The organism is Acetatifactor muris, from assembly GCF_024623325.1.
GTDB classification, from domain to species: domain Bacteria; phylum Bacillota; class Clostridia; order Lachnospirales; family Lachnospiraceae; genus Acetatifactor; species Acetatifactor muris.
On the sequence record NZ_JANJZD010000003.1, the window covers coordinates 41,333 to 62,715 of the forward strand.

Below are 21,383 nucleotides of genomic sequence, written 5' to 3' on the forward strand. Positions count from 1 at the left end.
CTGTATTACATCGCTTTATTCAGACCTATTCTGTGTTCATTCTTGTGAATCGTCAGAGGCGCATTTCCTTCCTCCACCGTATCCTTCGTGATAATGCATTCTTCAATGGTCTCATCGGAAGGTATCCGATACATGATATCCATCAGAATACTTTCCATGATGGAGCGGAGTCCTCTTGCCCCTGTCTTGCGCTCAAACGCTTTCATGGCAATCGCCCTGATGGCCTCCTCCTCAAAGTTAAGCTCCACACCGTCCATGTCAAACAGCTTTTGGTATTGCTTGATCAGCGCATTTTTAGGCTCCTGCAGAATGCGAATCAACGCCTCGTCATCCAGCCCTCTCAGCGACACGCAGATGGGCACACGGCCTACAAACTCGGGTATCAGACCAAATTTCACCAGATCCTGGGGCGTCACCTCCTGCAGCAGATCTCCGATTTCCTTTCTCGACTTCTCGGTAACATCCGTACTGAAGCCGATGGCTTTGCGGTCCAGCCTGGCCTCCACAATCTTCTCCAGTCCGTCGAAAGCACCGCCGCAGATAAATAAAATATTGGAAGTGTCAATGGAAATCAATTCCTGATGCGGATGCTTTCTGCCTCCCTGAGGCGGAACATTCGCAACCGTACCCTCCACAATCTTCAGGAGAGCCTGCTGAACACCCTCCCCCGACACATCACGGGTGATGGATACATTCTCACCTTTTTTGGTAATCTTGTCAATCTCGTCAATATAAATAATTCCGTACTGGGCGCGTTCCACATCATATTCTGCAGCCTGAATCAGCTTCAGCAGAATATTCTCCACGTCCTCACCCACATATCCGGCCTCAGTCAGCGTCGTCGCATCTGCAATGGCAAACGGCACATTGATAATCTTCGCCAGTGTCTGGGCCAGATAGGTTTTGCCGGACCCTGTAGGTCCTACCATGATAATGTTGCTCTTCTGCAATTCAACATCATCCAGGTCCCTCGGGGCCATCACCCTCTTATAATGATTGTACACAGCAACGGACAATACCTTTTTGGCATCCTCCTGCCCCACTACATATTCATCCAGAAAATTCTTGATTTCAACGGGCTTCAGCAGATTAATGTCAGGATGAATTGCTTCTTCCTCTTCCTCATCCTGCAGCTCTTCCTCCAGTATATCCGCACAGATATCAATACAATCGTCACAGATGTAGACGCCTGCCGGCCCGGCAATCAGCTTGCGGACCTGATTCTGCGTCTTGTTACAGAAAGAACATCTGATATCATTTCCCATCATTTTACTCGCCATTCCGCTACTCCTACTCTTTACTCATTTCATGACAGCTCAGGCCTTCTGAGCGTCATGGGAAGAAATCACCATATCCACAATGCCATATTCCTTCGCTTCCTGGGCAGTCATCCAGTAATCGCGCTCGGTATCGGCACATATGGTCTCATAATCCCTGCCTGTATTCTCGGCAAGCATATGATTTAATTTCTCCCGGGTCCTCAGAATATGCTTCGCTGCAATGTCAATATCCGTGGCCTGCCCCTGAGAACCGCCTGCAGGCTGATGAATCATGACCTCCGCGTTGGGAAGGGCAAAGCGTTTTCCCTTTGCTCCTCCGGCAAGCAGAAAAGATCCCATGCTTGCCGCCATTCCCATGCATACTGTGGACACGTCGCATTTAATATAGTGCATGGTATCATAAATAGCCATACCCGCAGTAATGACGCCGCCCGGGCTGTTGATATAGAGATGAATGTCCTTCTCCGGATCCTCGGCTTCCAGGAACAGCAGCTGTGCCACTATCACACTGGCGGAAACATCATTCACTTCCTCCCCAAGAACCACGATTCTGTCCTTTAACAATCTGGAATAAATATCATATGATCTCTCGCCTCTGCTGGTCTGTTCAACCACATAAGGTATTAAACTCATTTTGAAAAACCTCCTATTTAAGTTCCGCAGAGATTCCTCGATATACCTTTATCCTGATAAATTTCCGGCTACATAGTGCGTATCCGTAAATTTATCGTATATCTTCGGCATCTCTGCTGTTTAAGTTCCGCAGAGATTCCTCGATATACCTTTATCCTGATAAATTTCCGGCTACAAAATGCGTATCCGTAAATTTATCGTATATCTTCGGCATCTCTGCTGTTTAAGTTCCGCAGAGATTCCTCGATATACCTTTCGACATCTCTGCTGTTTAAGTTCCGCAAACCTGTCTATTCTTCCACGGCGTTCTCCACCACAAGTTCCGCGGCCTTTCTGACACGAATATCTTCCTTCACCTGAGTTCTTCCGTTCTCGCCCAGGAACTCTTCCACCTTATCAATCTCCATCTGATAGGCTTCGCCCATCTTCTTCAGCTCTTCGTTTACTTCCTCTTCTGTCACTTCAATGTTCTCGGCTTCCGCAACCGCCTCCAGCACCAGTCTGGACTGAATTCTCTTCAGTACCTGCGGCTTCACCTGCTCCAGCAGCATTTCTCTGGTCATGCCGGTAAACTGCATATACTGTTCGATGCTGATACCCTGGGACTGCATTCTCTGCGCATACTCCTGAACCATCTGTCTCTGCTGTGTCTCGATCATAGGTTCCGGTATCTCCATCTGCGCATTGGCAATGATAGCGTCAATCACCGACTCCTCTTTGGCGTTTTTGGCTTCCGCTGTCTTCCTGTCAGCCAGTTTATTCCGGATTTCGGTTCTGTATTCCTCCACAGTATCGCTTTCCTCCGACACTTCTCCTACAAAATCATCGTCGAGCTCAGGGAGCTGCTTCTCCTGCAGCCGCTTAACCACACACTTAAATACCGCAGGCTTCCCGGCCAGCTCCGCCGCCTGATAGTCCTCCGGAAATGTCACATTTACTTCCTTCTCCTGACCGGCCTCGGCACCGATCAGCTCTTCCTCAAAGCCGGGAATGAATGTATGAGAACCAATGGTCAGCGGATAATCGCTTCCCTTTCCGCCCTCAAAAGCCTCTCCGTCCACAAAGCCTTCAAAGTCAATGGTGGCAATGTCGCCTTCCCTGATCGCTCTGTCGGTGACATCCACAGTCCTGGAATTCTTCTCCCTCTCTCTGTCAATCTCCGCGGTTATCTCTTCTTCCGTAACCTCTGCATCCACCTTGTCCACTTTGATTCCCTTATACTGACCGAGGACAGCCTCCGGCTTCAGCGCTACCTCCGCTGTGAAAATGAAGGGCTTTCCCGCCTCCAGCTGAACCACGTCGATCTTCGGGCTGGACACGATCTCCTCTCCGCACTCGTCATAAGCCGCTTCATATGCATCAGGAATCAGCTCATTGGCGGCATCTTCATAAAATATCTCCTTGCCGTACATCTGCTCCAGCATCCTGCGGGGCGCCTTGCCCTTGCGGAAACCGGGAAGGCTGATCTTGCCCTTATTCTTCTGATAAGCGCTCTCAATTGCCTTCTCCAGCTCCTCCGCCGCCACTTCAATCGTCAGCCTGGCCATATTGTTCTCTAATTTTTCCACCTGTAAACTCATCGTACCATTTCCTCCTTCAAATCTGTGTCTTATATATTCATCGTCCATTGTCATCATCTTAAGAAAAATCTTCTATTATACAGTCCGTTATATTAAAGAAGCTTCTACTCCGCAAAGGAAGATATGTTCCGACAACACTGCAGACACAGCCACAATTATTAGCATTATAGCATAAGGTCTTCGAAAACACAAATGTTTTCGGATTAATTTTTTGTTAACTGGGCAGTTCAGACGCCTGTTCCTCCCCTAACAGAATATCGTGATTGACCGTTCTGTAAAACAGCCTGCGGAACACCTCCGGGTCTTTTGTCTGTCCCAGTGCCCACATGGCCTTCGTAACCGTGGCCTCCAGCGTCATATCATAGGCTTCCATCAGACCGAATTCCTCCTTGATCACCTTTCCCACCTGATAGACCTCCATATCACTTCCCTCATGCGTCACCTGGGTGGCCATCATCACGAATTTGCCGGCGTCCATCCAGCGGCGGATTTCCGAATAAAAGGGAATCTCTCCGTAATCCGGGAAGCCGCCCACGCCAAAAGCCTCTATAATCACACCGTCATAGCCGGAAAACAGCCGGTTCAGCACCGTGCCATCCATTCCGGGAACCAGCTTCAGAAGCAGTATCCTCTCGTTCAATGTATGATAGAAGGTTACCTGTCCGTTTATCCGGTCTTCATCCTCAATGTAAAAAATGATCCTGCCGTCTCTGATGACGGCTATATTGGGATAGTTGATGCTGGAAAAGGCATTGTAGCTTTTGGAGCGCTCCTTTTTTGCTCTGGTCCCGGCGATTACATTGCCGCCAAAGACAATATTAACCCCATGTGCTCTCCCATCAGACGCAAACCTCAGACTGTCCAGCAGATTGGTCCTGGCATCTGTCACCGGCAGGTCTATGGGTTTCTGAGCCCCGGTAACCACAATCGGCTTCCTGCTGTTCTGTATCAGATAGGACAATGCTGCCGCCGTGAACGCCATGGTGTCCGTACCGTGGCAGATTACAAAGCCGTCGTAAGCGTCATACTTTTTTTCAATCAGCCCTGCCAGCTCCACCCAATGTCTTCCATATATATTCGTACTGTCCAGACTGAAAGGTTCCTGTACATCCACTCTGCAGAAATCTCTGTATTCCTCCACATACCGCAGCAGTGCCCCGGCAGCTATCTGCGGCGCAAGACCATCTTCCGTATATCCGGATGCAATGGTGCCTCCTGTGGCAATCAACAGTACTTTTTTCATATCTTCCATTTCATTTGACCTCCGAGACAATTCCTTCATCCGAAATTCTCACATTGACGGAAATCTCTTCCAGGAAATCATAAATCCGTCTCTGTTCTCCGGCATCTGCCGCATAAACGGTTCTGTATCCTGACTGCACTGCCGGAATTACCTGCACAGTCAGCTGCGCAGATTCCTCATCCCCCGAAAAATGCAGCTGCAGAAGCATGGTGTCCAGAGTTTTCTCATTAAACCAGTAATTCCCCAGACTGTAGATTATGGGCTTCCCGTCATAATATTCCATTCCCTGAAGACAATGCGTGTGCGCGCCGATGACCGCATCGGCTCCGGCGTCCAGGTACTGCTTGCCGGTATCCGGCTGCACCTGCTCCAGCGCAAAGCTGTACTCCGTTCCCCAGTGGACAAAGGCAATGCAGAAATCGGAATTCTCCTTTGCCTCCCGAATGGTATCCAGGAACAGTTCCGTGTCATAACAGCGCAGAATCCCAGGTTCCGTATCTGTGGCCTGAGGCGTCATCTTATTTTTCTCCGCCCGGGAAGCGGCCACAAGTGCCACTGTCTTGCCCTGGATCTCCAGATACAGAGGCTTTCCGGCTTCTTCCAGATTCCGTCCCGCTCCAAAGTACGGGATTTCCGCCTCCTCCAGCACCCCAAAAGTATCAAGCAAAGCCTCTTTCCCATAGTCATAGACATGATTGTTGGCCAGAGTCACCGCATCCACTCCCAGCTGATGCAGCACCTCCACTCTCTCCGGCATGGCCCGGAAGGTATACGCCTTTCCCGCCAGAGGCTCCCCGCCCGTACTGTAGGTGAATTCGTTGTTCAGACACATGATGTCCGCTTCCTGCATCGCAGAGACAAGCTCCTCCGAGATACAGTCATAGATGCCGTTCTCCTGTGCGCTCATAAACTGTGTGGTGCCCCAGTTCTCATCCAGATTGATATCGCCGGCAAAGCATACCGTGAAATCATACCCGGTATCTTCCGGTTCCTGTGCGGGCTCCGAAGCGGCCGTCTCCGTTGTCCCTGCGGTCCCTTCTGACGGCTGTGTGTTGTCTTTCGGCTGTATGTTGTCTTTCGGCTGTCCGGGTACTTCCTCTGCCGCCTGCGCCGAAGGAAACGGTACCACAGCCTGTGCCTCTCTGTTCCCGCATCCGCTCAGCGCAAGACAGAGCAGAAGCAGCAGTCCCTCCAGTTTCTTTTTCATCATTTCCTGTACCTCTTTTCGTCAGCTCTTACTCATCTGAGCAGCTGCACGACAGCTTCCACAGAATCCGTAAAGGGAAACATATCCACAGCCACAGCTTTTGCCGCCCGGTAATTCTTCTTCGTAAGCAGACGAAGATCCCTCACCAGCGTCTCCGGATTACAGGAAATATATACAATCCGCTTCGGCGCGATTCTTGCTGCCGCATTTAAAAAGACTTCGCTGCTGCCGCTTCTGGGCGGATCCATCAGCAGCACGTCGAGCCCCTCCCCCTGTTCCGCCATCTCCAGAAGAAAATCTCCCGCATCATTCCGGTAAAAGCTGATATTCCTGATTCCATTTTGTCTGGCACCTTTTACCGCATCTCTGACCGCATCCCGGTTCAGCTCCACCCCGATGACCTCCCCGGCATGGTCGGCGGCAATCATCCCGATGGTACCGGTGCCGCAGTAGGCGTCCACTACCCGTTCCCTGCCTGTCAGACAGGCATATTCCATGGCCTTTGTGTAAAGCTTTTCCGTCTGAACAGGATTTACCTGGTAAAAGGAACCCGGGGAAATCCGGAATGTCTTCCCGCAGAGCCGGTCTTCTATATACCCCTTCCCGTAGATTGTTCTCTCCCGATCTCCCAGAATCATGCTGGTATCCCGGTCATTGACATTGAGGACTATCGTGGTAATCTCCGGATGAAGCTTCAGCAGCGCTCTGACAAAATTATTTTTGGAGGGCAGAACAGGTGAGCTCAGCACCAGCACCACCATAATCTGTCCCGTGGCATGTCCCACCCGCACCAGCACATGACGCAGCAGCCCAAAGCCTGTATCTTCGTTGTAAGGTCGGATTTTAAAGGACTTCAGAAGTCCCCTTATGGACACAATAATCTCGTCTGCCTTCTGATTTTCAATGAGGCAGCTGTCCACCGGGACTATCCTGTGGCTTTTCTCTTCATAGATCCCGGAGATGACATTGTGTCTCCTGTCTTCACCGAATACCGCATGCACTTTATTCCGATAATGAGTTGGCTTCTCCATGGCAATCATTGGCTCCGGCCTGCAGTAAGGCTCCATAAGCTTCCGGAAAAATATGCTTTTAGCTTCCAGCTGCTCCTGATAACTTTTATGAATCCAGCGACATCCTCCGCATTTGGAAGACACCGGACATACTTTTTGCTTCCCTTCGTTTTGCTTCTTCTGCTGCATCTCTTTCTCCTGTATATAATACTCTTCAGCCTTCATTCCTGCCGGCACGGTAACGGCGTGCCGGATAATCTCCGCGTACAACAACAGAATCCACGCAGAGCGTGGATTCTGTTGTTACGAATAAAAGCACCGACAAAATCGGTGCTTTCCGGTATCGGAGTGGCGGGATTCGAACTCGCGACCTCCGCCTCCCTAAGACGGCGCTCTAACCAAGCTGAGCCACACCCCGTGACACAAGTAGTATTATAACGTGTCACAGGAAAAAATGCAACAGTTTTTTTCAAAAAAATTTAATTTTCTTTCTTCTCCAGCAGTCGTACCAGATACTCCCACACCCGCCTGGTGGAGGCAATGCTCAGTGTCTCCTCTGTGGTATGGATATCTCTCATATCCGGCCCTATGGACACGCAGTCCAGGTCCTTGATTTTACTTCCCAGAATACCGCATTCCAGTCCCGCGTGAATCGCCTCCACCCTGGGCATCTCTCCGTACATCTCTTTATATAAGGAAGTCATTTTCTCCCGCAGAGGTGAATTCTTACGATACTTCCAGCCCGGATAATCTCCCGAAATGACACAGCTTCCTCCTGTCAGCTCTGTAATTACCTGCAGTTTTTCAATCAGTGCAGCTTTTGCGGTCTCCACACTGCTGCGCACGGAAAATTCTGCCTGCAGACCGGCATCTTCGACTTTCAGAATCCCCAGATTCAGCGAAGTTTCCACCAGCCCCGGCATGTCGGGGCTCATAGCCTGTACGCCGTTCGGCAGCGCTGTCAGGAAATATGCCGCTTTTTTGGTATCTTCTGCCGTTATGCAGGAAAAAACACCCGACCCGTTTTCTTTCACCTGAATAAAGAAGCCCGGATCCCTGGAGGCCAGTTCTGCCTGCATTTCTTCCTCCACACACTTTACCGTCTCCATAAATCCGGCATTGTCCGCCTCCTCGAACACCAGTATGGCCCTGGTCTCCCGGGGAATGGCATTGTCCGCCAGACCTCCGTTCAATTCCTGAATACTGACCGGCATTTTTGCCGAGAGCCTGTACAGAAGCCTGCCGAAGAGACAGTTGGAATTGCCTCTCTCCCTGTGTATCTCTCCTCCGGAATGCCCTCCCAGCAGTCCCCCCAGCGTTACCTCCACAGCCTTTCCTGTCCTCTCACACCTGTTGAGAGGCAGATTACAATGCACCCTTGCTCCCCCGGCACAGCTGGTCAGGAAGATTCCCTCATCCTCGGAATCCAGATTAATCATGCGATGACCCTTAAGCACGGACAGATCAATCCCTCTTGCGCCGTCCATTCCCACTTCTTCATCCACTGTGATGACCACTTCCAGCCGGGGATGCGCAATGCTCCCTGCGTCCAGAAGCGCCAGGCAATAGGCCACCGCAATGCCGTCATCTCCGCCCAGGCTGGTCCCTTCCGCATAGATTTCATCCCCGCGGACCGCAACCCGCAGACCTTCCTTTTTCATGTCAATGTCACAGTCCGGCTTTCTCACTGCCACCATGTCCATATGTCCCTGCAGAATTACCGCAGGCTCCTGCTCATACCCCGGTGTGGCTTCCTTTATGATAATCACATTCTTCAGACTGTCCTGAATACAGAAAAGCCCTCTCTCCCCGGCAAAGTCCGCCAGATAATTGCTGATCTGCTCCACATTCCCCGAACCATGGGGAATCTTTGTGATCTCTTCAAAAAAAGTAAATACATTCTTCGGTTCCAGTTCCGATAAAATACCCATTTTGCTCCTCCTGTCTCTGCTTTACATCCGCCCGCCGTCATTCCGGCCGCTGAGAAAACTGCCGCTGCGTACGGTTCTCTGTGAAATATGCCGTACGGTTCTTTTATCTGCGCAACGGCCTGCGCAAAGCTCTGTCTCATGATTGTATGTCATATTTCAAGTATATCCCATTCCCCATAAAACTTCAATTCTCCCGATAATCATTTCTGATAAACGGAGCGTTAATCTGTGTGTCAACTAAAAGTCCATATTTTTTCGGATGACGATAGGCATTTCCGTGTACTTCCCTCCTGCGGTAGTTACGCAGCTGATCCAGGTCAAGCCCGGCAATATAAATTCCTTCTTTTCCGTCCGCCTGCAATATGCAGGTATCCCTCGAATGTTCCAGTTCAGGAAGGTAAGCCACACCGTCAAAGACACTGGAACCGCCGTTGCAGTCGGGAACCGATTCGGGATAATTACAGGTGGCAATGGCGGTCATATTCTCATAAGCTCTGGCCCGCAGCTGTGTAAGACGATTTATTTCCATGGGGCAGGCATTTGGCACCAGAATCAGCTCCGCTCCTTTCAGCATTAAAATTCTTGCGCTTTCAGGGAATTCTCTGTCATAGCAGATCATTGCGCCCGTTTTTAACTCACCGCAGGCCGTATCCAGGGTCGTAACATAAAAGTCTTCCCCGGGCGTCAGATGCCGCTCCACATCAAAATCGCAGGTATGTACTTTGGCATAGCTTAACTTTCGTTCTCCGAATCTGTCAAAGAGAATAAGTGAATTGCGGGGGGCGTTTTCATATTTTTCAAGCAAAGTGATACCGACAGCCATGTGAAGTGTCCCGGCAAGCTCGCCAAAAGCCTGCACAAAATCACTGTCCGCAGAGATTGCCTCCGCTTTCCACTCTTCCACAGGACGGTCATAGATGCGGTATCCGCTGCTCCACATTTCAGGAAACAGCGCGATATCAGCCCCTTTTTCCTTTGCTTCGGTACAATATCTGATGCCCTTATCGAGATTTTCCTTCAGTGTCTTGCAGGGTGCAATCTGCAATAAAGCGATTTTTAACAAATTCATTGTTCTGTTCCCTCTCTTTCTATATATACCACATTACAAGTTACCTGATACCTTTTCTTCTGTAAATATATTTCCATCCTGTACATTTATCAAATGTCACCATTTTTCTATGGAAATCACAGGCTGCTGTCATTTAAATTCAATTGTCCATGTCCTTCCACCAGCTCTTTGTTAATCATTAAAAGAAGAGCAAGCTGTCCTGCGGTATAGTTTCTTTTTAAGCCCTGACTGTCCACAGCAGACCTCCTTCCATTATGAATGGATTTTTATTGTTCTCATTGATAGTACCTATTTTCTTGCTATATAAATATACCTGGCCATCGCCTTTTCAAATACTTGATATGGTTCCTCAGCCCACTCCGTTTGCACCATCAGCATATCAAACCATTGTTTATGCCCTTCGTTTTCAAACTCGGCTTTATGAATAATTGCAGCATCTCTTTTCGTTTTCAATAGCTCATAAGTTTGTTCTGTAATATTTTTTACCTCAAAATTCATTCTATTATTTTTCAGGGCATTAGCCAATTCTGTAGTATATTCATCAATTGTCCTTGGAACCAACTCACCTTCCTGATAACCTGCAAATAAAGTGCCATCAGGTTTTAGCCATCTCTTTATTTGACCTACAAAGGCACTCATATCTTTCGAAAAGTACATAGTATCCATAGATACAACCACATCAAAGGAATTGTTCGGATACTCGATTTCACCTATTATCCCCTGGTTAAAGTCTGCATTCCGGGTAAATTGCGCCCGAGCATTTGTTATTGCTTTTTGGGAATAGTCAAAGCCATGTATAAATGCACCAGTCCTTTTTTGCAAATATCCCAACATTTTTCCGTTTCCGCAGCCAACATCCAATATATGAACATCTCCTACAGTCGGAATATATGGCAATATCATATCTATTTGCTCAATGTCACTAAATCCATCTTGTGAAAAGTCCTGTCCAAACGAATCAAAACAAAATCTTTGAAAAGCAATAGATGTTTCTGCCATTTCATAAAACTCTTCGTATTCATTATAAAAAAGTAATTTTTCTTTTTCCATAAAACTCTCCTTGAAGATGCAGATTCGCACAATTCTGAATTTGGTGTAAATTATGAATGAATCAGAAACTATTTTTACGGTTATTTCCCTTGCCTTAGTACTACAGCGAACTTTTTGAAAGCGTGGTCTTTCTATGAGCCAGATAGGCACAATGGTTCCTGCGTATGTGGTAACATACAATCGCTTTCATATTTGTAACTGTATAGGTTACAATTCCATGCATCAGCTTAACTACCATCGGCATGATCGATGGAATTTCTTTTTTTAAAGATTTCCCGCATATAAATCGTAAACAGATGCGCTATCATCACACACAGCATATGACGGTTCCAGCCCTGGTAACTCCGGCATTCATAATATCCTATTCCCAGGTTGCTTTTACATTTTTCAAAGCATTGTTCAATAGGCCATCTTAAGGTTGCTGCCCTGTCCAGTTCCTGGACAGCCAGACTTTGCATTGGAAACGAAAGTATGTGCTTAGATTATGGGTTTCCTACAGCAAGGAATTGTTTCAAATACCCTATCGCCGCCCTGTCATGCCTTTTAGAAAATCCATGCCTGCCGCCGTCTAACGGGAAGAACGATACGGTTCCTGCCCCATCGTTCTTTCCTCTATTAAACATATCCCATTTCCACCATCGCTTTCGCATACTGGCGGACCGTATCTTGAAAAGCCATAAAGCCATGGCTTACAACAGCGATTGGCAGACAGTCCCCCTTGGGCCTGTACTCTGTTCCCCGGATGGTAAGGTTGTCTCTCTGGCATGTAAAAGAGCTTTTGATAATCTTAGCCTTCACCTTATTAGAATGGAGCGCCATATTATTCCTCCGTAAACGGGTATTCTTTAGATTTTAACGAAAGTATACCACAAAATAACGCCTGCCGCTATCCCGTTAAGTCTGCCCTTTGGGAATCGTTTTCACGCCCAGCATGAAATAAAGGATATGGAATACCCACACGCAGGCAAGGACAATCCTGCCGACAGGAACCTGATCCATCATAACGAACCCCACCGACATCAAAAGCGTCACCGTCACCATGATTTTAACCTTGGTTTTCCGTGTCATGCCCCTGCCCTTTACATAGCTCTCCAGATTGTTCTTATACAGCTTTGTCCCGGTAAACCAGCGGTTCATCCTTTCCGAACTCCTGGCAAAACAAAACGCTGCAAGCAGGAGGAACGGGAAAGCAGGCAGGAGCGGAAGGACTGCCCCCAATGCCCCCAATGCAACGCCGATACAGCCTAAAACCACATACAGTATTTTTTTAAGTTTCATCACACATCTCCAATCGCTTTTTCTCTTTTTTCACTTCCAATACATGGCGCACAGCCATCACCGGGTGGCGGAATATCATCCTCGGTCCCGAAAAACGCATGACTGTGCGGATTTCTTCCCTCATTTCAGGCTTATAGCAGTGTACCTTACAATTAGAGCAAAATGTCTTTGTCTCCATAAACGGGCATTTGTCGCTCCTCTGCCTTGCATATGTATTGAGGGCTGTACATTCCGGGCAGAGGCCGTTTTTCCTGCCATGCTGTCTCCTGCAGTAAAGTGCAATCATCTCCGACACCACAGCCTTTTCCCGTTCCCTCTTTGTATTGATACCCTTATGCATCAGCTTACCCTTCCTCCTGTCCGTGAAAGATCTTCTACCGAATATACGGCGTCAGCAACCCGCATTGTAGACTGCCTGTGGGACACCAGCAGCACCGTTTTCCCATCCCGCTCTTCCCGCAGGGATTTCAGTATGACCGCCTCATTTAAGCTGTCCAGGTTGCTGGTCGGCTCATCAAGGAGCAGGAAGGGCGCATCATGCAGGAATGCCCTTGCCAGCCCCAGCCGCTGCCTCTCGCCGCCGGAGAGCGTATCCCCAAGCTCCCCCACAGGCGTATCATACCCCTGTGGCAGCCCCATGATAAAATCATGGATGGAGGCTTTCCGGCAGGCAGCTTCTATTTCAGCATCCGTTGCATCCAGCTTCGCAATACGCAGATTGCTCCTTATGCTGTCATGAAACAGATGGGTTTCCTGTGTCATGAAACTTTCCATATTCCTTAAATCCGCCGTGTTGATTCTGGAAATATCCCTGCCGGAAATCTCCACACTGCCGTTCCCCGCATCCCAGAACCGCATAAACAGCTTCAACAGCGTGGATTTCCCGCTTCCGCTTTTTCCGACAATCCCGATGACCTGCCCCCTGGGGATTTCCAAAGACACACCCTCAAGGATGCTTTCAGCCCCATAGGAAAAGCTGACATTTTTTGCGGCGGCACCCTCAAAAGCTGTTTTTTCCCGGCCTGCCACCTCCAGCACGGCGGGAATTTCGTCTAAAATGTCCAGCACACGGTTACCCGCTGCGAAAGTGTTCTGCAGCGTACTTCCCAGATTTGCAAGCGCCACAGCAGGGCCAAAAGAGGAAAACAGGGCAATGACCGGAACGAGTACCCCGGCAAAATCCACTTTTCCGCTTTGATACAGCATTGCAGATACAAGCAGCATACATAAATCAAATAGAAGGATTGCTGTATTCGTGACCGCCATATTCCTCCCTGCGGTACGCTTCATCCGTTTCTCAGTTTCCGAAAGGGCGTCTGTCCTGTCATTCATCTGTATCAGGCGCTCCCTGCCCCGGCTGTACTGTATTGTTTCGGAAAGCCCCCGCAGGCTGTCAAGCACGAACCCGCTTAAATCCCCGGAACCGGTACGGAACTCCGCAGCGGCATCTGCCGCTGTCCGTCCGCTGCCGCTCAATCTTGATGTAATGAGGGGTATGATAATCCCCACTGCCAGATATGCCAGAAGCGCCAGGATTCCCATCGCAGGGTGGAAGGAACCGATAAACAGGCACATAACGGCAGTATAGAAAAATGCGATTGCCGCAGGGGAAATGGTGTGCGCATAGAAAACCTCCAGCAGCTCGATATCCGAGGTAATGACCGAGATCAGGTCCCCTTTGTCCCTGCCCTCCAGCTTTGCCGGGCAGAGTTTCCGCAGTGCGAGGAACACCTGATCCCGGATCAGCGCCAGCAGCTTAAACGCAATAAAATGGTTGCAGGACTGCTCCGCATAACGCAGGACTGCCCTGAGTACTGCAAACAGGACTACACTGGCAAACATGGCTTTCAGCCCCAGAGGCGTATCAAAGCCGAGCAGCCCAAGCACGGCGTAACTGCCAAAGATCGTGATGAACGATGCGCACAAATGGCCTGCCAGCCCCATGACCACCGCCAAAACCATAAATCCCACAAGGGGCTTCACAAGGCCGATCAGCCTTGCCATAACCGAAAATCCACTTCTTCTTTTCATCCGGCCGCACCATCCTTTCTTCTGTCCCGGTCTTCTACACCAGCAGAATGGCCATCCAGGTATACCCTTGGGGAATTCCCGTAATTTTCAAGGCTCTGCTGTGTATCCCACAGCTTTGCATAAACGCCGCCTCCTGCCAGCAGTTCTTCATGGCTGCCGCTTTCCGCCACATTCCCTTTGTCCATCACATAGATGTTGTCTGAAACCGTCACACTGGCAAGACGGTGGGAAATGAGAATCACCGTTTTCTGCCCGGCCAATGCATGGATTTCCCGCATAATGTCGTTCTCGCTCTCCACATCAATATTGGAGGTGGCTTCATCAAAAATATACACCGGGCTGTCATGTAAGAGCGCCCTTGCCAGCGCAAGCCTCTGGCGCTGCCCGCCTGACAGGTTCGAGGCTTTTTCCGTAAGGAGCGTCCCAAGCCCGCCCCCGGATTTCAGAAATCCCGCCAGGTTCACCCGATTAAGGATCTCCCAAAGCTCCTGGTCAGAGGCATCCGGCTTTCCCATCAGAAGGTTCTCCTTCACGGTGCCCTTGAACAGATAGCTTTGGTTGCTGACATAGGTGATGTTTTTCATAAGCTCCGTTTCCCTTATATCTGAAAGTTCTTTGTCTCCGATTTTCACCGAGCCGCCATAGCCGCGGCCCCTCCCCATAAGGACTGCTGCCATGGTGGATTTTCCACAGCCGCTCTCCCCGACAATGGAAACAAATCCCCCTTTCGGGAACTGCATGGAGATCCCATGCAGGATTTCCCTTCCTCCGCAGGAGGAATTATCTTCATTAAAGGAATTCCCTCCATCGGAGGAATTTTCACCATAGGAAAAGCGCAGCCCGGTACAGACAATTTTACAGTCCTGCGGAAAGCTCCCTGTTTTCTCTTCTGCTTCGGGAAGATCCAGCAGGCGGAAGATCTTATCACTTGCCGCCATGCCGTTCATCGCAACATGAAAGAAGCTGCCAAGCTGCCGCATAGGGATGAAGAAATCCGCCGAGAGCAGGATAACCAAAAGACACCCTGAAAGGGTCACATTCCCTGCACGGAACTGCGTTGCCGCCATAATCACCCCTAATGCCGCACCCCCATAGGCAATCAGGTCCATGACCGTGATCGAATTAAGCTGCATTGTCAGGACTTTCATGGTTATTCTACGGAACTTTTCCGCCTCGCGGTTCATCTCCTCATTCTTAAAACTGTCAGACTGGTAAATTTTCAGTGTCGTAAGCCCCTGCAGGTTTTCCAGGAAGGTATCTCCCAAAGCCGTGTACTGCCCCCAATATTTTGACAGCAGCTTTTTTGCCCATGTCTGCACCGCCGCAATCGATACAGGTATCAGAGGCACACATACAAACAGTACAACAGCGGACGGCACATTGACAAAGCACAAACAGGAAAACAATGTAAGCGGGGCAAGCATTGCATAAAAAAACTGCGGGAGATATGCCCCGAAATAGGTTTCGAGCTGCTCCACGCCCTCCACCGCTACCTGTACCACTTCCGATGTTTTCACCTGCTCATTGTAAGAAGCGCCCAGCCGCAGAAGTTTTTCGTATATTTTTTCACGCAGTGTTTTTTTAACCGTTTTGGATGAGAGATATCCCATACGGCTTGAAAGAAGTGTGCAGTTATAACGGACCATAACTGCCGCCGCTGCTATAGCCGCCGTAAGGAACCCGTTGTTTTTATCTGCCGTTTTATGGAAAAGAGAAGCAAGCAGGCCTGTCACCGCCGTCATCATGACAATATTCGCCGCAAGGGAACACCACTGTGCCGCCACATTCCCTGCTATGTACTTTTTGCTTTCGCTGACTGTCCCGATCAGCCTTTTATTGATCATCATAAATTTACCTCCGCAATCGTCATTTTATAGGCAGCGCTTTCTCCATTCCAGCCGTCTGTGCCTTTTTCCTTATGTCCTCCGATTTATCCCATTTCAAGGGGGCCGCTTTCCGGATGCAGATCCCTTTTCCAGGTTAAGGCATTCTGTGTTTCTGTTTACAGGCGCATCTGCGTACATTGACTTTTCAACAACGCTTCTATATCTATCCATCCTCAGGACGGGCATCAATTATTATCAGATAATAAGCTGCCACTAATCCGGCCAATCGCTTGAAAAATTACATCTGTCACAAATCTGAAGAATCCATTGAAGATTATCTCGAAACAATCCTCATCCCAAACAGGCGTCTTCCCGCCGTCCGTTCCATTGACGTGGCAAATGAGCTGAATTTCTCAAAACCCAGCGTAAGCGTTGCCATGAAAAACCTGAAAGCACACAGGTACATCACCGTGTCAGAGGAAGGGTATATTCTCCTGACAAACGAGGGACGGGAACTGGCTGAGAATATCTATGAACGCCATACCCTGCTAACGGACTGGCTGGTCCATCTGGGGGTCGATCCACAAATTGCCGCCAGCGATGCCTGCAAAATGGAACATGACATTACACCGGAAAGCTACGAAGCCATGAAAAAATGTATCCTGTCCCTCTTGAAAACCGACAAGCCCGGAGCAAATAATCACATGCCGCAGGCCATCCCTTCTATGCCTACTGTTATCTTCACCATAAAACGCCCTCCTTTTCTTTCCTGATTATAGTTAGCAAAAACTAACCTATATCTCTAAAAAATGCGGCTCCTCTGTGTTAGTAGCCGCTAACTCAATTTTAAGTATACCTCTTACTCCTTGCTTTTGTCAATAGGATGAAAAATGATTTGCAGAATTTTCAGACTCTGACCACAACCTTATCACAGTCCTGTCACAATACGCTGCTTATAGAAAAACAGCCCACTCAACATAAAAATTGAGTTGATAATCCGTGCTTCCAGAGTTAATATGCACCACTCGGTATGTCCGGCACTCCTGTATGAAAGATGTCGCGAGGTGTATATCTGAGCTTAATAGCATAGTCGTCCGGTGTTCGTATTTCTCAAAAAGATTATATTGTAAAGCCGATTTTTCTTTTTGCAGGCCAGGGGCAGTCACGCCATTGTCCGTTATCCTGCTCTGCTTTTCCGGTCAACAGATCTGCAGCGGCATCTGCAAGATAGCCCAGGTAACTTCCCGCGGAGCTGTCACCACACAGCAATTTCCACATCAGACCGCCAAAAAGATAAGACCGGGCAAACTCACGCCAACTATGCAGTTCCTCCACAACCTTCTGTGAGAGCTCCCACAGAATACCAACAGCCTCGCTTTCTGTGATCCAGCCCAGATAGCATCCCCAACGTGTCAGCATCGCCGCCCGGCCGACATCCCACCCAGCCATAAAGCCGGGAGCATACTGACTTCTATACCGCTGTGCAAATCTCCATGCCCGTCTGGCAGACTCACGATCCTCCTCGTCCATCGTTTCGTCCATCATCTCCTCCGGCGAAGATGCCTGGCTATAAAGCTGATACCTCAGGGTATATCCCTCCTGCGCCAGATAACGGATCATGTCCAGCAAACTGCTCCGGCCGTCTATCCCCCAGGAACGGCGTACAAGGGACACTATCTTCTGTTCCATAACGGGGATATGTTCCTCCACATCCATACGATCCAGATTGTGGCTGTTAAGAGTCGACAAAATACCAGACAGCAGGATGCCAAAGCGCTCCCATTTTACATCGTCTCTTTGGTATGGGACCGCTTCCGGCTCAGGCATGGACGCAAGCCGGGCCATTGCTTCTTCCAAAGCGGCACAGAGGTTTTCTTCCAGTTCCAAATTGAACGGAAGTTCTTCCTCATCGTCAGTCTCTTCCATTTCCAGCGTTTCCAGAGCCGCCGCAAGCACGCCCATATCTTCTCCGAAAAGATGCTCCATACTGTCCGGCCCAAACATCTGTCCAAGAATTTCTACCTGACGTTGCGTATTGGCGGAAATCTGTTCTTCCACTTCGGCGGCAGATACAGATGCGCTTTGTTCAGAGCCGGGAACTTCGATTTCATTGATTCGTTCCTCATTTTTTTCCATGGTTTCTTTCACAGAATCCAGTGCCTGCTCTTTTGCCTGCTGTGCCCGTTTCATAATCTCGTTTATATCGAACATTTTTACTCCTCCTTGTCCGCTCCTATTTCTCCAACAGGTATCTTTTACCTCACTTTGTTGCAAAGCGGTTCACAAAGAAATCGGTAAAAGCGGCCAGCTCATCATCCTGTGATACATAAACATACAGCCTTTCATCTTCCAGCCAGTCATAGGCATTGATGCCAATGTACCCTTTTTTATCCGGATAAATGATGAAAGCATCGGCAGGGTACTTGCTGCGATAGGCTTTCAAAATTTCGGAGCGGCGATAGTAAGCAGGATCGCCGCAGCCAGAAAGATCGGGCACTGTGGGAACCACCACAATGGTCAGGTCGGCTTCGTTCCAGCCCACAATCAGATTGCCAATTTTGGTTTTGCTTCCATGGACAAATCCATAGTTGAAACGGCCCACATCCTCGGTATATCCGAAAATCAGCCTGTATTTGTCCCCATCATCAACGGCCTGGTTAAATAGAACCCGCATTTTCTTTGCATTTGCATTGCTCTTTTCCATGTCAATTTCGGGCCCCTTAAATAACTTACTGAAAAATCCCATATTTTTTCCTCCTAAACTTAAGTCGTTTCGCGACGGCACTAAAGGGTAAAATAAGAACAAGTATTTAAGTTTGTTTTTATTCTGTTCAAAAGGAAATCCGCCTGAACATAAGGCCAAAACTGATATTCGGACGGATTTTCTCATTCCCATTACTCAGGATGCAGGCGCTGTCTTTAATTTCTCCAGAGCATCCACAATCGCGTTTATTTGAAAGTCAACTGTTTCATCGGCAGCTTCGGGAACAAAAAAAGGCAATGTATCAGGGATCGCCCTGCGTACCACCATCACTGCCAGACTCAAATTCGTAAATAAATTGATCCTTGCCGCGTCTGCCTTTATACCAAAGCTTTCTAAAATTTCTCCAAAAAGGCGGCGCTGTTTTTGACGGAACATTTGATAGCTTTCCTTTGACAGACGTTTGAAAATAAGCTGCTGTTCTTCAATTGTTAAAACAGCAATGCCATTTTTCTCTCCGTAACAACAGGCATAGAGAAATTGTTTCACGGCATTACGCCAGCTTAAAGCAGGATCAGCCATCAGCCTTTGCACCTGCTCAATAATTTTAGGCTGTTGTAAGTACAGCGTTTCAACGATCAAATCTTCTTTCGTCGCAAAAAAAGAGTAAAAGAACGTTCGTGAAATACCGACTTTTTTATATATCTGCTCCACAGTAGTATGCTGTATCCCTTGTTTTGCCATCAGTTCAAGGCCAACTGTAACAAGTTCCGTTTTGATGCGCTCTCTATCGTCCTCAGAATAAGCTACCTTTGGCATCCCCTCACCTCCTTCCCGAAGAATAAAAACAAACTCTGAAACTTATCTTTATTTTAGCACATCCAGACAGCATAATGCAAGAGTGAATTATGGGCAAGATGATGTAAAAGGATTTTGACACCATTTTTCATCCATAGGCAGGCTCCGTTGCACTTCTGTTCGGCATAAGCCATGAACAGCAGGTTGCCATAGTCAAGGCTATGCCAGAATCCGAAGCGCTGCATCCTCATTACCAGTTTGCCCCCGGACGTCTGTATGAGATGATGCTGAAGCAAATCGCTCCCTATACCGTTAAAGGGGTCATCTGGTACCAGGGCGAGTCGAACGACATAAATGCAGAGGTTTACGATGTGATTCTCTCCTCCATGATTCAGTGCTGGCGCGATTTATGGGAATATCAGCTGCCTTTTTATATCGTACAGCTGCCGGAACTTGAACAGTGGCTGGCTCTGTCCGGCAAAAATTATCCACTGATCAGACAGATGCAGGAAAAAGTCACCGATACTGTAAAGGATACCTATCTGATTTAACCGTGTTGGCGGAGATTTTCTCTCCGCCGTCCTCCAGAAGCTTCCTGACCAGCTCTTCCACCGCCATCCTCCGAATCTGTTTCGGAGCCACATTGGAAAACCTCTTTTCCAAATCCCCATTGTCATAACGGCCGGAATCATTTATAATGAAAAGGAATCTGAGGAAAATTCCTTTAAAACCAGAGAGGAAAGGAAAATTTATGAATGAATTTATGCTTTTTGCCGACGGCGACATTGACGTGCCGGCCGCATGGCAAAACGAAGTAACTATACTTCCACAGTATTACTATTTTGAGGAAGACATGATATACGGAGACGAACAGGTTCTGCCCAGGGAAGAATTCTTTGAGCGGCTCGGCAGACAGAGGGCTTATACCGCAGGCGTCAATCCCGCTTTGGTCCGCACTCGCTTCGAAGAAGTTCTGCGGGAGGGAAAGGATATCTTATGTATCGCGGTTTCTTCCGGATTAAGCGGCTCCTACAATACTATCTGTATGGTGGCCGACGCTTTGAGAGAAGAATATCCCGAGCGGGCCATCGAGGTCATCGACTCCCTGAGTGCCACATTGGGAGCCGGGCTTCTGTGCATCGATGCCCTGGAAATGAAAAAAGAAGGAAAAACCCTCCGTGAAACCGCCGCGGAAGTCAGAAGAAGACTGCATCTGATCGACGTCTATTTTGTGGTGGACGATTTCAAATATCTGGTGCAGGGAGGACGTGTCTCTCCGGCAGTGGGTAAGATTGGAGATATACTGGATATCAAAGTGACTCTGACCATAAAGGACGGGCATATTGAGCCCTACAGGAAAAATCGCGGCATCAACACAACCCTGCGGAACATAAAGCAAATTTCAGAGTCCCGGAAAACGGCAAGGCTGGGTGTCATTTATGTAGGTAACCAGGCAATGTTCGAGAAATGCAAGTCTCTCGTGAAGAGCGACTGCGAGGCCTCTCTGAACCTGATTGTGGCTTCTCATGTGGGTCCCAACACCACCGGTATCGCCATAGAATGGGCAGAGGAAAACAACTGACATGTAAATAGCTGACGCTTTGTCACAGACAGCGTCAGCTCTTTTTGTCAGCCTTTTTCCTGCTCTTCCAGACAGACCCAAGGATGTCCTTCAGGACCAGAAGAGAATCCAGCTCACTATACCCGTATTTCTTTTCCAGGTCTCTCAACAGCCCATCCACATTT

General features: G+C 48.6%; 21 protein-coding genes, 1 tRNA gene and 1 pseudogene. 3 read left to right on the top strand and 20 right to left on the bottom strand.

The annotated features are described in order from the left end of the window. Positions 1 to 5 precede the first annotated feature (5 nt). The 15 genes from clpX to NSB25_RS03555 form a co-directional block, all read right to left on the bottom strand. Positions 6 to 1,280 (bottom strand): ATP-dependent Clp protease ATP-binding subunit ClpX, encoded by a 1,275-nt coding sequence (gene clpX, locus NSB25_RS03485; RefSeq protein WP_103238191.1) that lies wholly within the window; start codon positions 1,278 to 1,280, stop codon positions 6 to 8. A gap of 36 nt (positions 1,281 to 1,316) precedes the next feature. Then, on the bottom strand, positions 1,317 to 1,913 hold the full coding sequence (gene clpP, locus NSB25_RS03490) for an ATP-dependent Clp endopeptidase proteolytic subunit ClpP (RefSeq protein ID WP_103238190.1): 597 nt from the start codon (positions 1,911 to 1,913) through the stop codon (positions 1,317 to 1,319). A 290-nt stretch (positions 1,914 to 2,203) separates the two neighbouring features. Then, entirely contained in the window at positions 2,204 to 3,493 is a 1,290-nt protein-coding gene (gene tig, locus NSB25_RS03495) for a trigger factor (protein WP_103238251.1), read from the bottom strand. Between the two features lie 214 nt (positions 3,494 to 3,707). Continuing rightward, a complete protein-coding gene (locus NSB25_RS03500; protein ID WP_103238250.1) occupies positions 3,708 to 4,736 on the bottom strand; it encodes an asparaginase in 1,029 nt (342 codons plus the stop codon). A 10-nt stretch (positions 4,737 to 4,746) separates the two neighbouring features. Further along, on the bottom strand, positions 4,747 to 5,946 hold the full coding sequence (locus NSB25_RS03505; RefSeq protein ID WP_103238189.1) for a CapA family protein: 1,200 nt from the start codon (positions 5,944 to 5,946) through the stop codon (positions 4,747 to 4,749). 29 nt (positions 5,947 to 5,975) lie between these two features. Next, a complete protein-coding gene (rlmD, locus tag NSB25_RS03510; protein ID WP_242982289.1) occupies positions 5,976 to 7,142 on the bottom strand; it encodes a 23S rRNA (uracil(1939)-C(5))-methyltransferase RlmD in 1,167 nt (388 codons plus the stop codon). A gap of 154 nt (positions 7,143 to 7,296) precedes the next feature. Continuing rightward, a tRNA-Pro gene (locus NSB25_RS03515) sits at positions 7,297 to 7,371 on the bottom strand. 61 nt (positions 7,372 to 7,432) lie between these two features. After that, positions 7,433 to 8,884, bottom strand: coding sequence for an aminoacyl-histidine dipeptidase (locus tag NSB25_RS03520; protein ID WP_103238188.1), 1,452 nt, complete (start codon positions 8,882 to 8,884; stop codon positions 7,433 to 7,435). Positions 8,885 to 9,068: 184 nt separating this feature from the next. Then, complete coding sequence (locus NSB25_RS03525) at positions 9,069 to 9,953, bottom strand: carbon-nitrogen hydrolase family protein (protein WP_103238187.1); 885 nt, start codon at positions 9,951 to 9,953, stop codon at positions 9,069 to 9,071. A gap of 288 nt (positions 9,954 to 10,241) precedes the next feature. After that, positions 10,242 to 11,003 (bottom strand): class I SAM-dependent methyltransferase, encoded by a 762-nt coding sequence (locus tag NSB25_RS03530; protein WP_146039972.1) that lies wholly within the window; start codon positions 11,001 to 11,003, stop codon positions 10,242 to 10,244. Positions 11,004 to 11,618: 615 nt separating this feature from the next. Continuing rightward, positions 11,619 to 11,822, bottom strand: a complete 204-nt coding sequence (locus NSB25_RS03535; protein WP_103238185.1) for a hypothetical protein — start codon at positions 11,820 to 11,822, stop codon at positions 11,619 to 11,621. A 75-nt stretch (positions 11,823 to 11,897) separates the two neighbouring features. Then, a complete protein-coding gene (locus NSB25_RS03540; RefSeq protein WP_103238184.1) occupies positions 11,898 to 12,281 on the bottom strand; it encodes a YbaN family protein in 384 nt (127 codons plus the stop codon). After that, positions 12,271 to 12,621 (bottom strand): nitrous oxide-stimulated promoter family protein, encoded by a 351-nt coding sequence (locus NSB25_RS03545; protein WP_103238183.1) that lies wholly within the window; start codon positions 12,619 to 12,621, stop codon positions 12,271 to 12,273. Before NSB25_RS03545 ends, NSB25_RS03540 begins: the two co-directional genes overlap by 11 nt. Continuing rightward, entirely contained in the window at positions 12,621 to 14,312 is a 1,692-nt protein-coding gene (locus NSB25_RS03550) for an amino acid ABC transporter ATP-binding/permease protein (RefSeq protein WP_103238182.1), read from the bottom strand. Before NSB25_RS03550 ends, NSB25_RS03545 begins: the two co-directional genes overlap by 1 nt. Further along, positions 14,309 to 16,159: an ABC transporter ATP-binding protein/permease gene (locus NSB25_RS03555; protein WP_172454945.1), complete on the bottom strand. Its 1,851-nt coding sequence runs from the start codon at positions 16,157 to 16,159 to the stop codon at positions 14,309 to 14,311. The genes NSB25_RS03550 and NSB25_RS03555 overlap by 4 nt, the downstream gene beginning before the upstream one ends. A 269-nt stretch (positions 16,160 to 16,428) precedes the next feature. Here NSB25_RS03555 and NSB25_RS03560 point away from each other — a divergent pair. After that, positions 16,429 to 16,806 (top strand): annotated as a pseudogene (locus NSB25_RS03560) (metal-dependent transcriptional regulator); the annotation flags it as partial. A 451-nt stretch (positions 16,807 to 17,257) separates the two neighbouring features. On the opposite strand, the gene NSB25_RS03565 reads toward NSB25_RS03560, so the two are convergent. The 3 genes from NSB25_RS03565 to NSB25_RS03575 all read right to left on the bottom strand — a co-directional run bounded on the left by NSB25_RS03565 (position 17,258) and on the right by NSB25_RS03575 (position 19,658). Then, positions 17,258 to 18,349, bottom strand: a complete 1,092-nt coding sequence (locus NSB25_RS03565; protein WP_103238180.1) for a DUF1266 domain-containing protein — start codon at positions 18,347 to 18,349, stop codon at positions 17,258 to 17,260. Positions 18,350 to 18,398: 49 nt separating this feature from the next. Then, a complete protein-coding gene (locus tag NSB25_RS03570; RefSeq protein WP_103238179.1) occupies positions 18,399 to 18,884 on the bottom strand; it encodes a hypothetical protein in 486 nt (161 codons plus the stop codon). A gap of 153 nt (positions 18,885 to 19,037) precedes the next feature. Next, entirely contained in the window at positions 19,038 to 19,658 is a 621-nt protein-coding gene (locus NSB25_RS03575) for a TetR/AcrR family transcriptional regulator (protein ID WP_103238178.1), read from the bottom strand. 200 nt (positions 19,659 to 19,858) lie between these two features. On the opposite strand from NSB25_RS03575, the gene NSB25_RS03580 reads away from it, so the two are divergent. Next, positions 19,859 to 20,188, top strand: coding sequence for a sialate O-acetylesterase (locus tag NSB25_RS03580; protein ID WP_103238177.1), 330 nt, complete (start codon positions 19,859 to 19,861; stop codon positions 20,186 to 20,188). Here the strand turns inward: NSB25_RS03580 and NSB25_RS03585 are convergent. Further along, positions 20,154 to 20,279 carry a hypothetical protein gene (locus NSB25_RS03585; protein WP_257479224.1) on the bottom strand — a complete coding sequence of 42 codons (126 nt, stop codon included), beginning with the start codon at positions 20,277 to 20,279 and terminating at the stop codon, positions 20,154 to 20,156. The two genes, NSB25_RS03580 and NSB25_RS03585, sit on opposite strands and share 35 nt — an antisense overlap. A 109-nt stretch (positions 20,280 to 20,388) precedes the next feature. Between NSB25_RS03585 and NSB25_RS03590 the strand changes: the two genes are divergently transcribed. Then, positions 20,389 to 21,219: a DegV family protein gene (locus NSB25_RS03590; protein ID WP_172454944.1), complete on the top strand. Its 831-nt coding sequence runs from the start codon at positions 20,389 to 20,391 to the stop codon at positions 21,217 to 21,219. Between the two features lie 34 nt (positions 21,220 to 21,253). Here the strand turns inward: NSB25_RS03590 and NSB25_RS03595 are convergent, their stop codons facing one another. Continuing rightward, positions 21,254 to 21,379, bottom strand: coding sequence for a hypothetical protein (locus NSB25_RS03595; protein WP_257479225.1), 126 nt, complete (start codon positions 21,377 to 21,379; stop codon positions 21,254 to 21,256). Positions 21,380 to 21,383 lie beyond the last annotated feature (4 nt).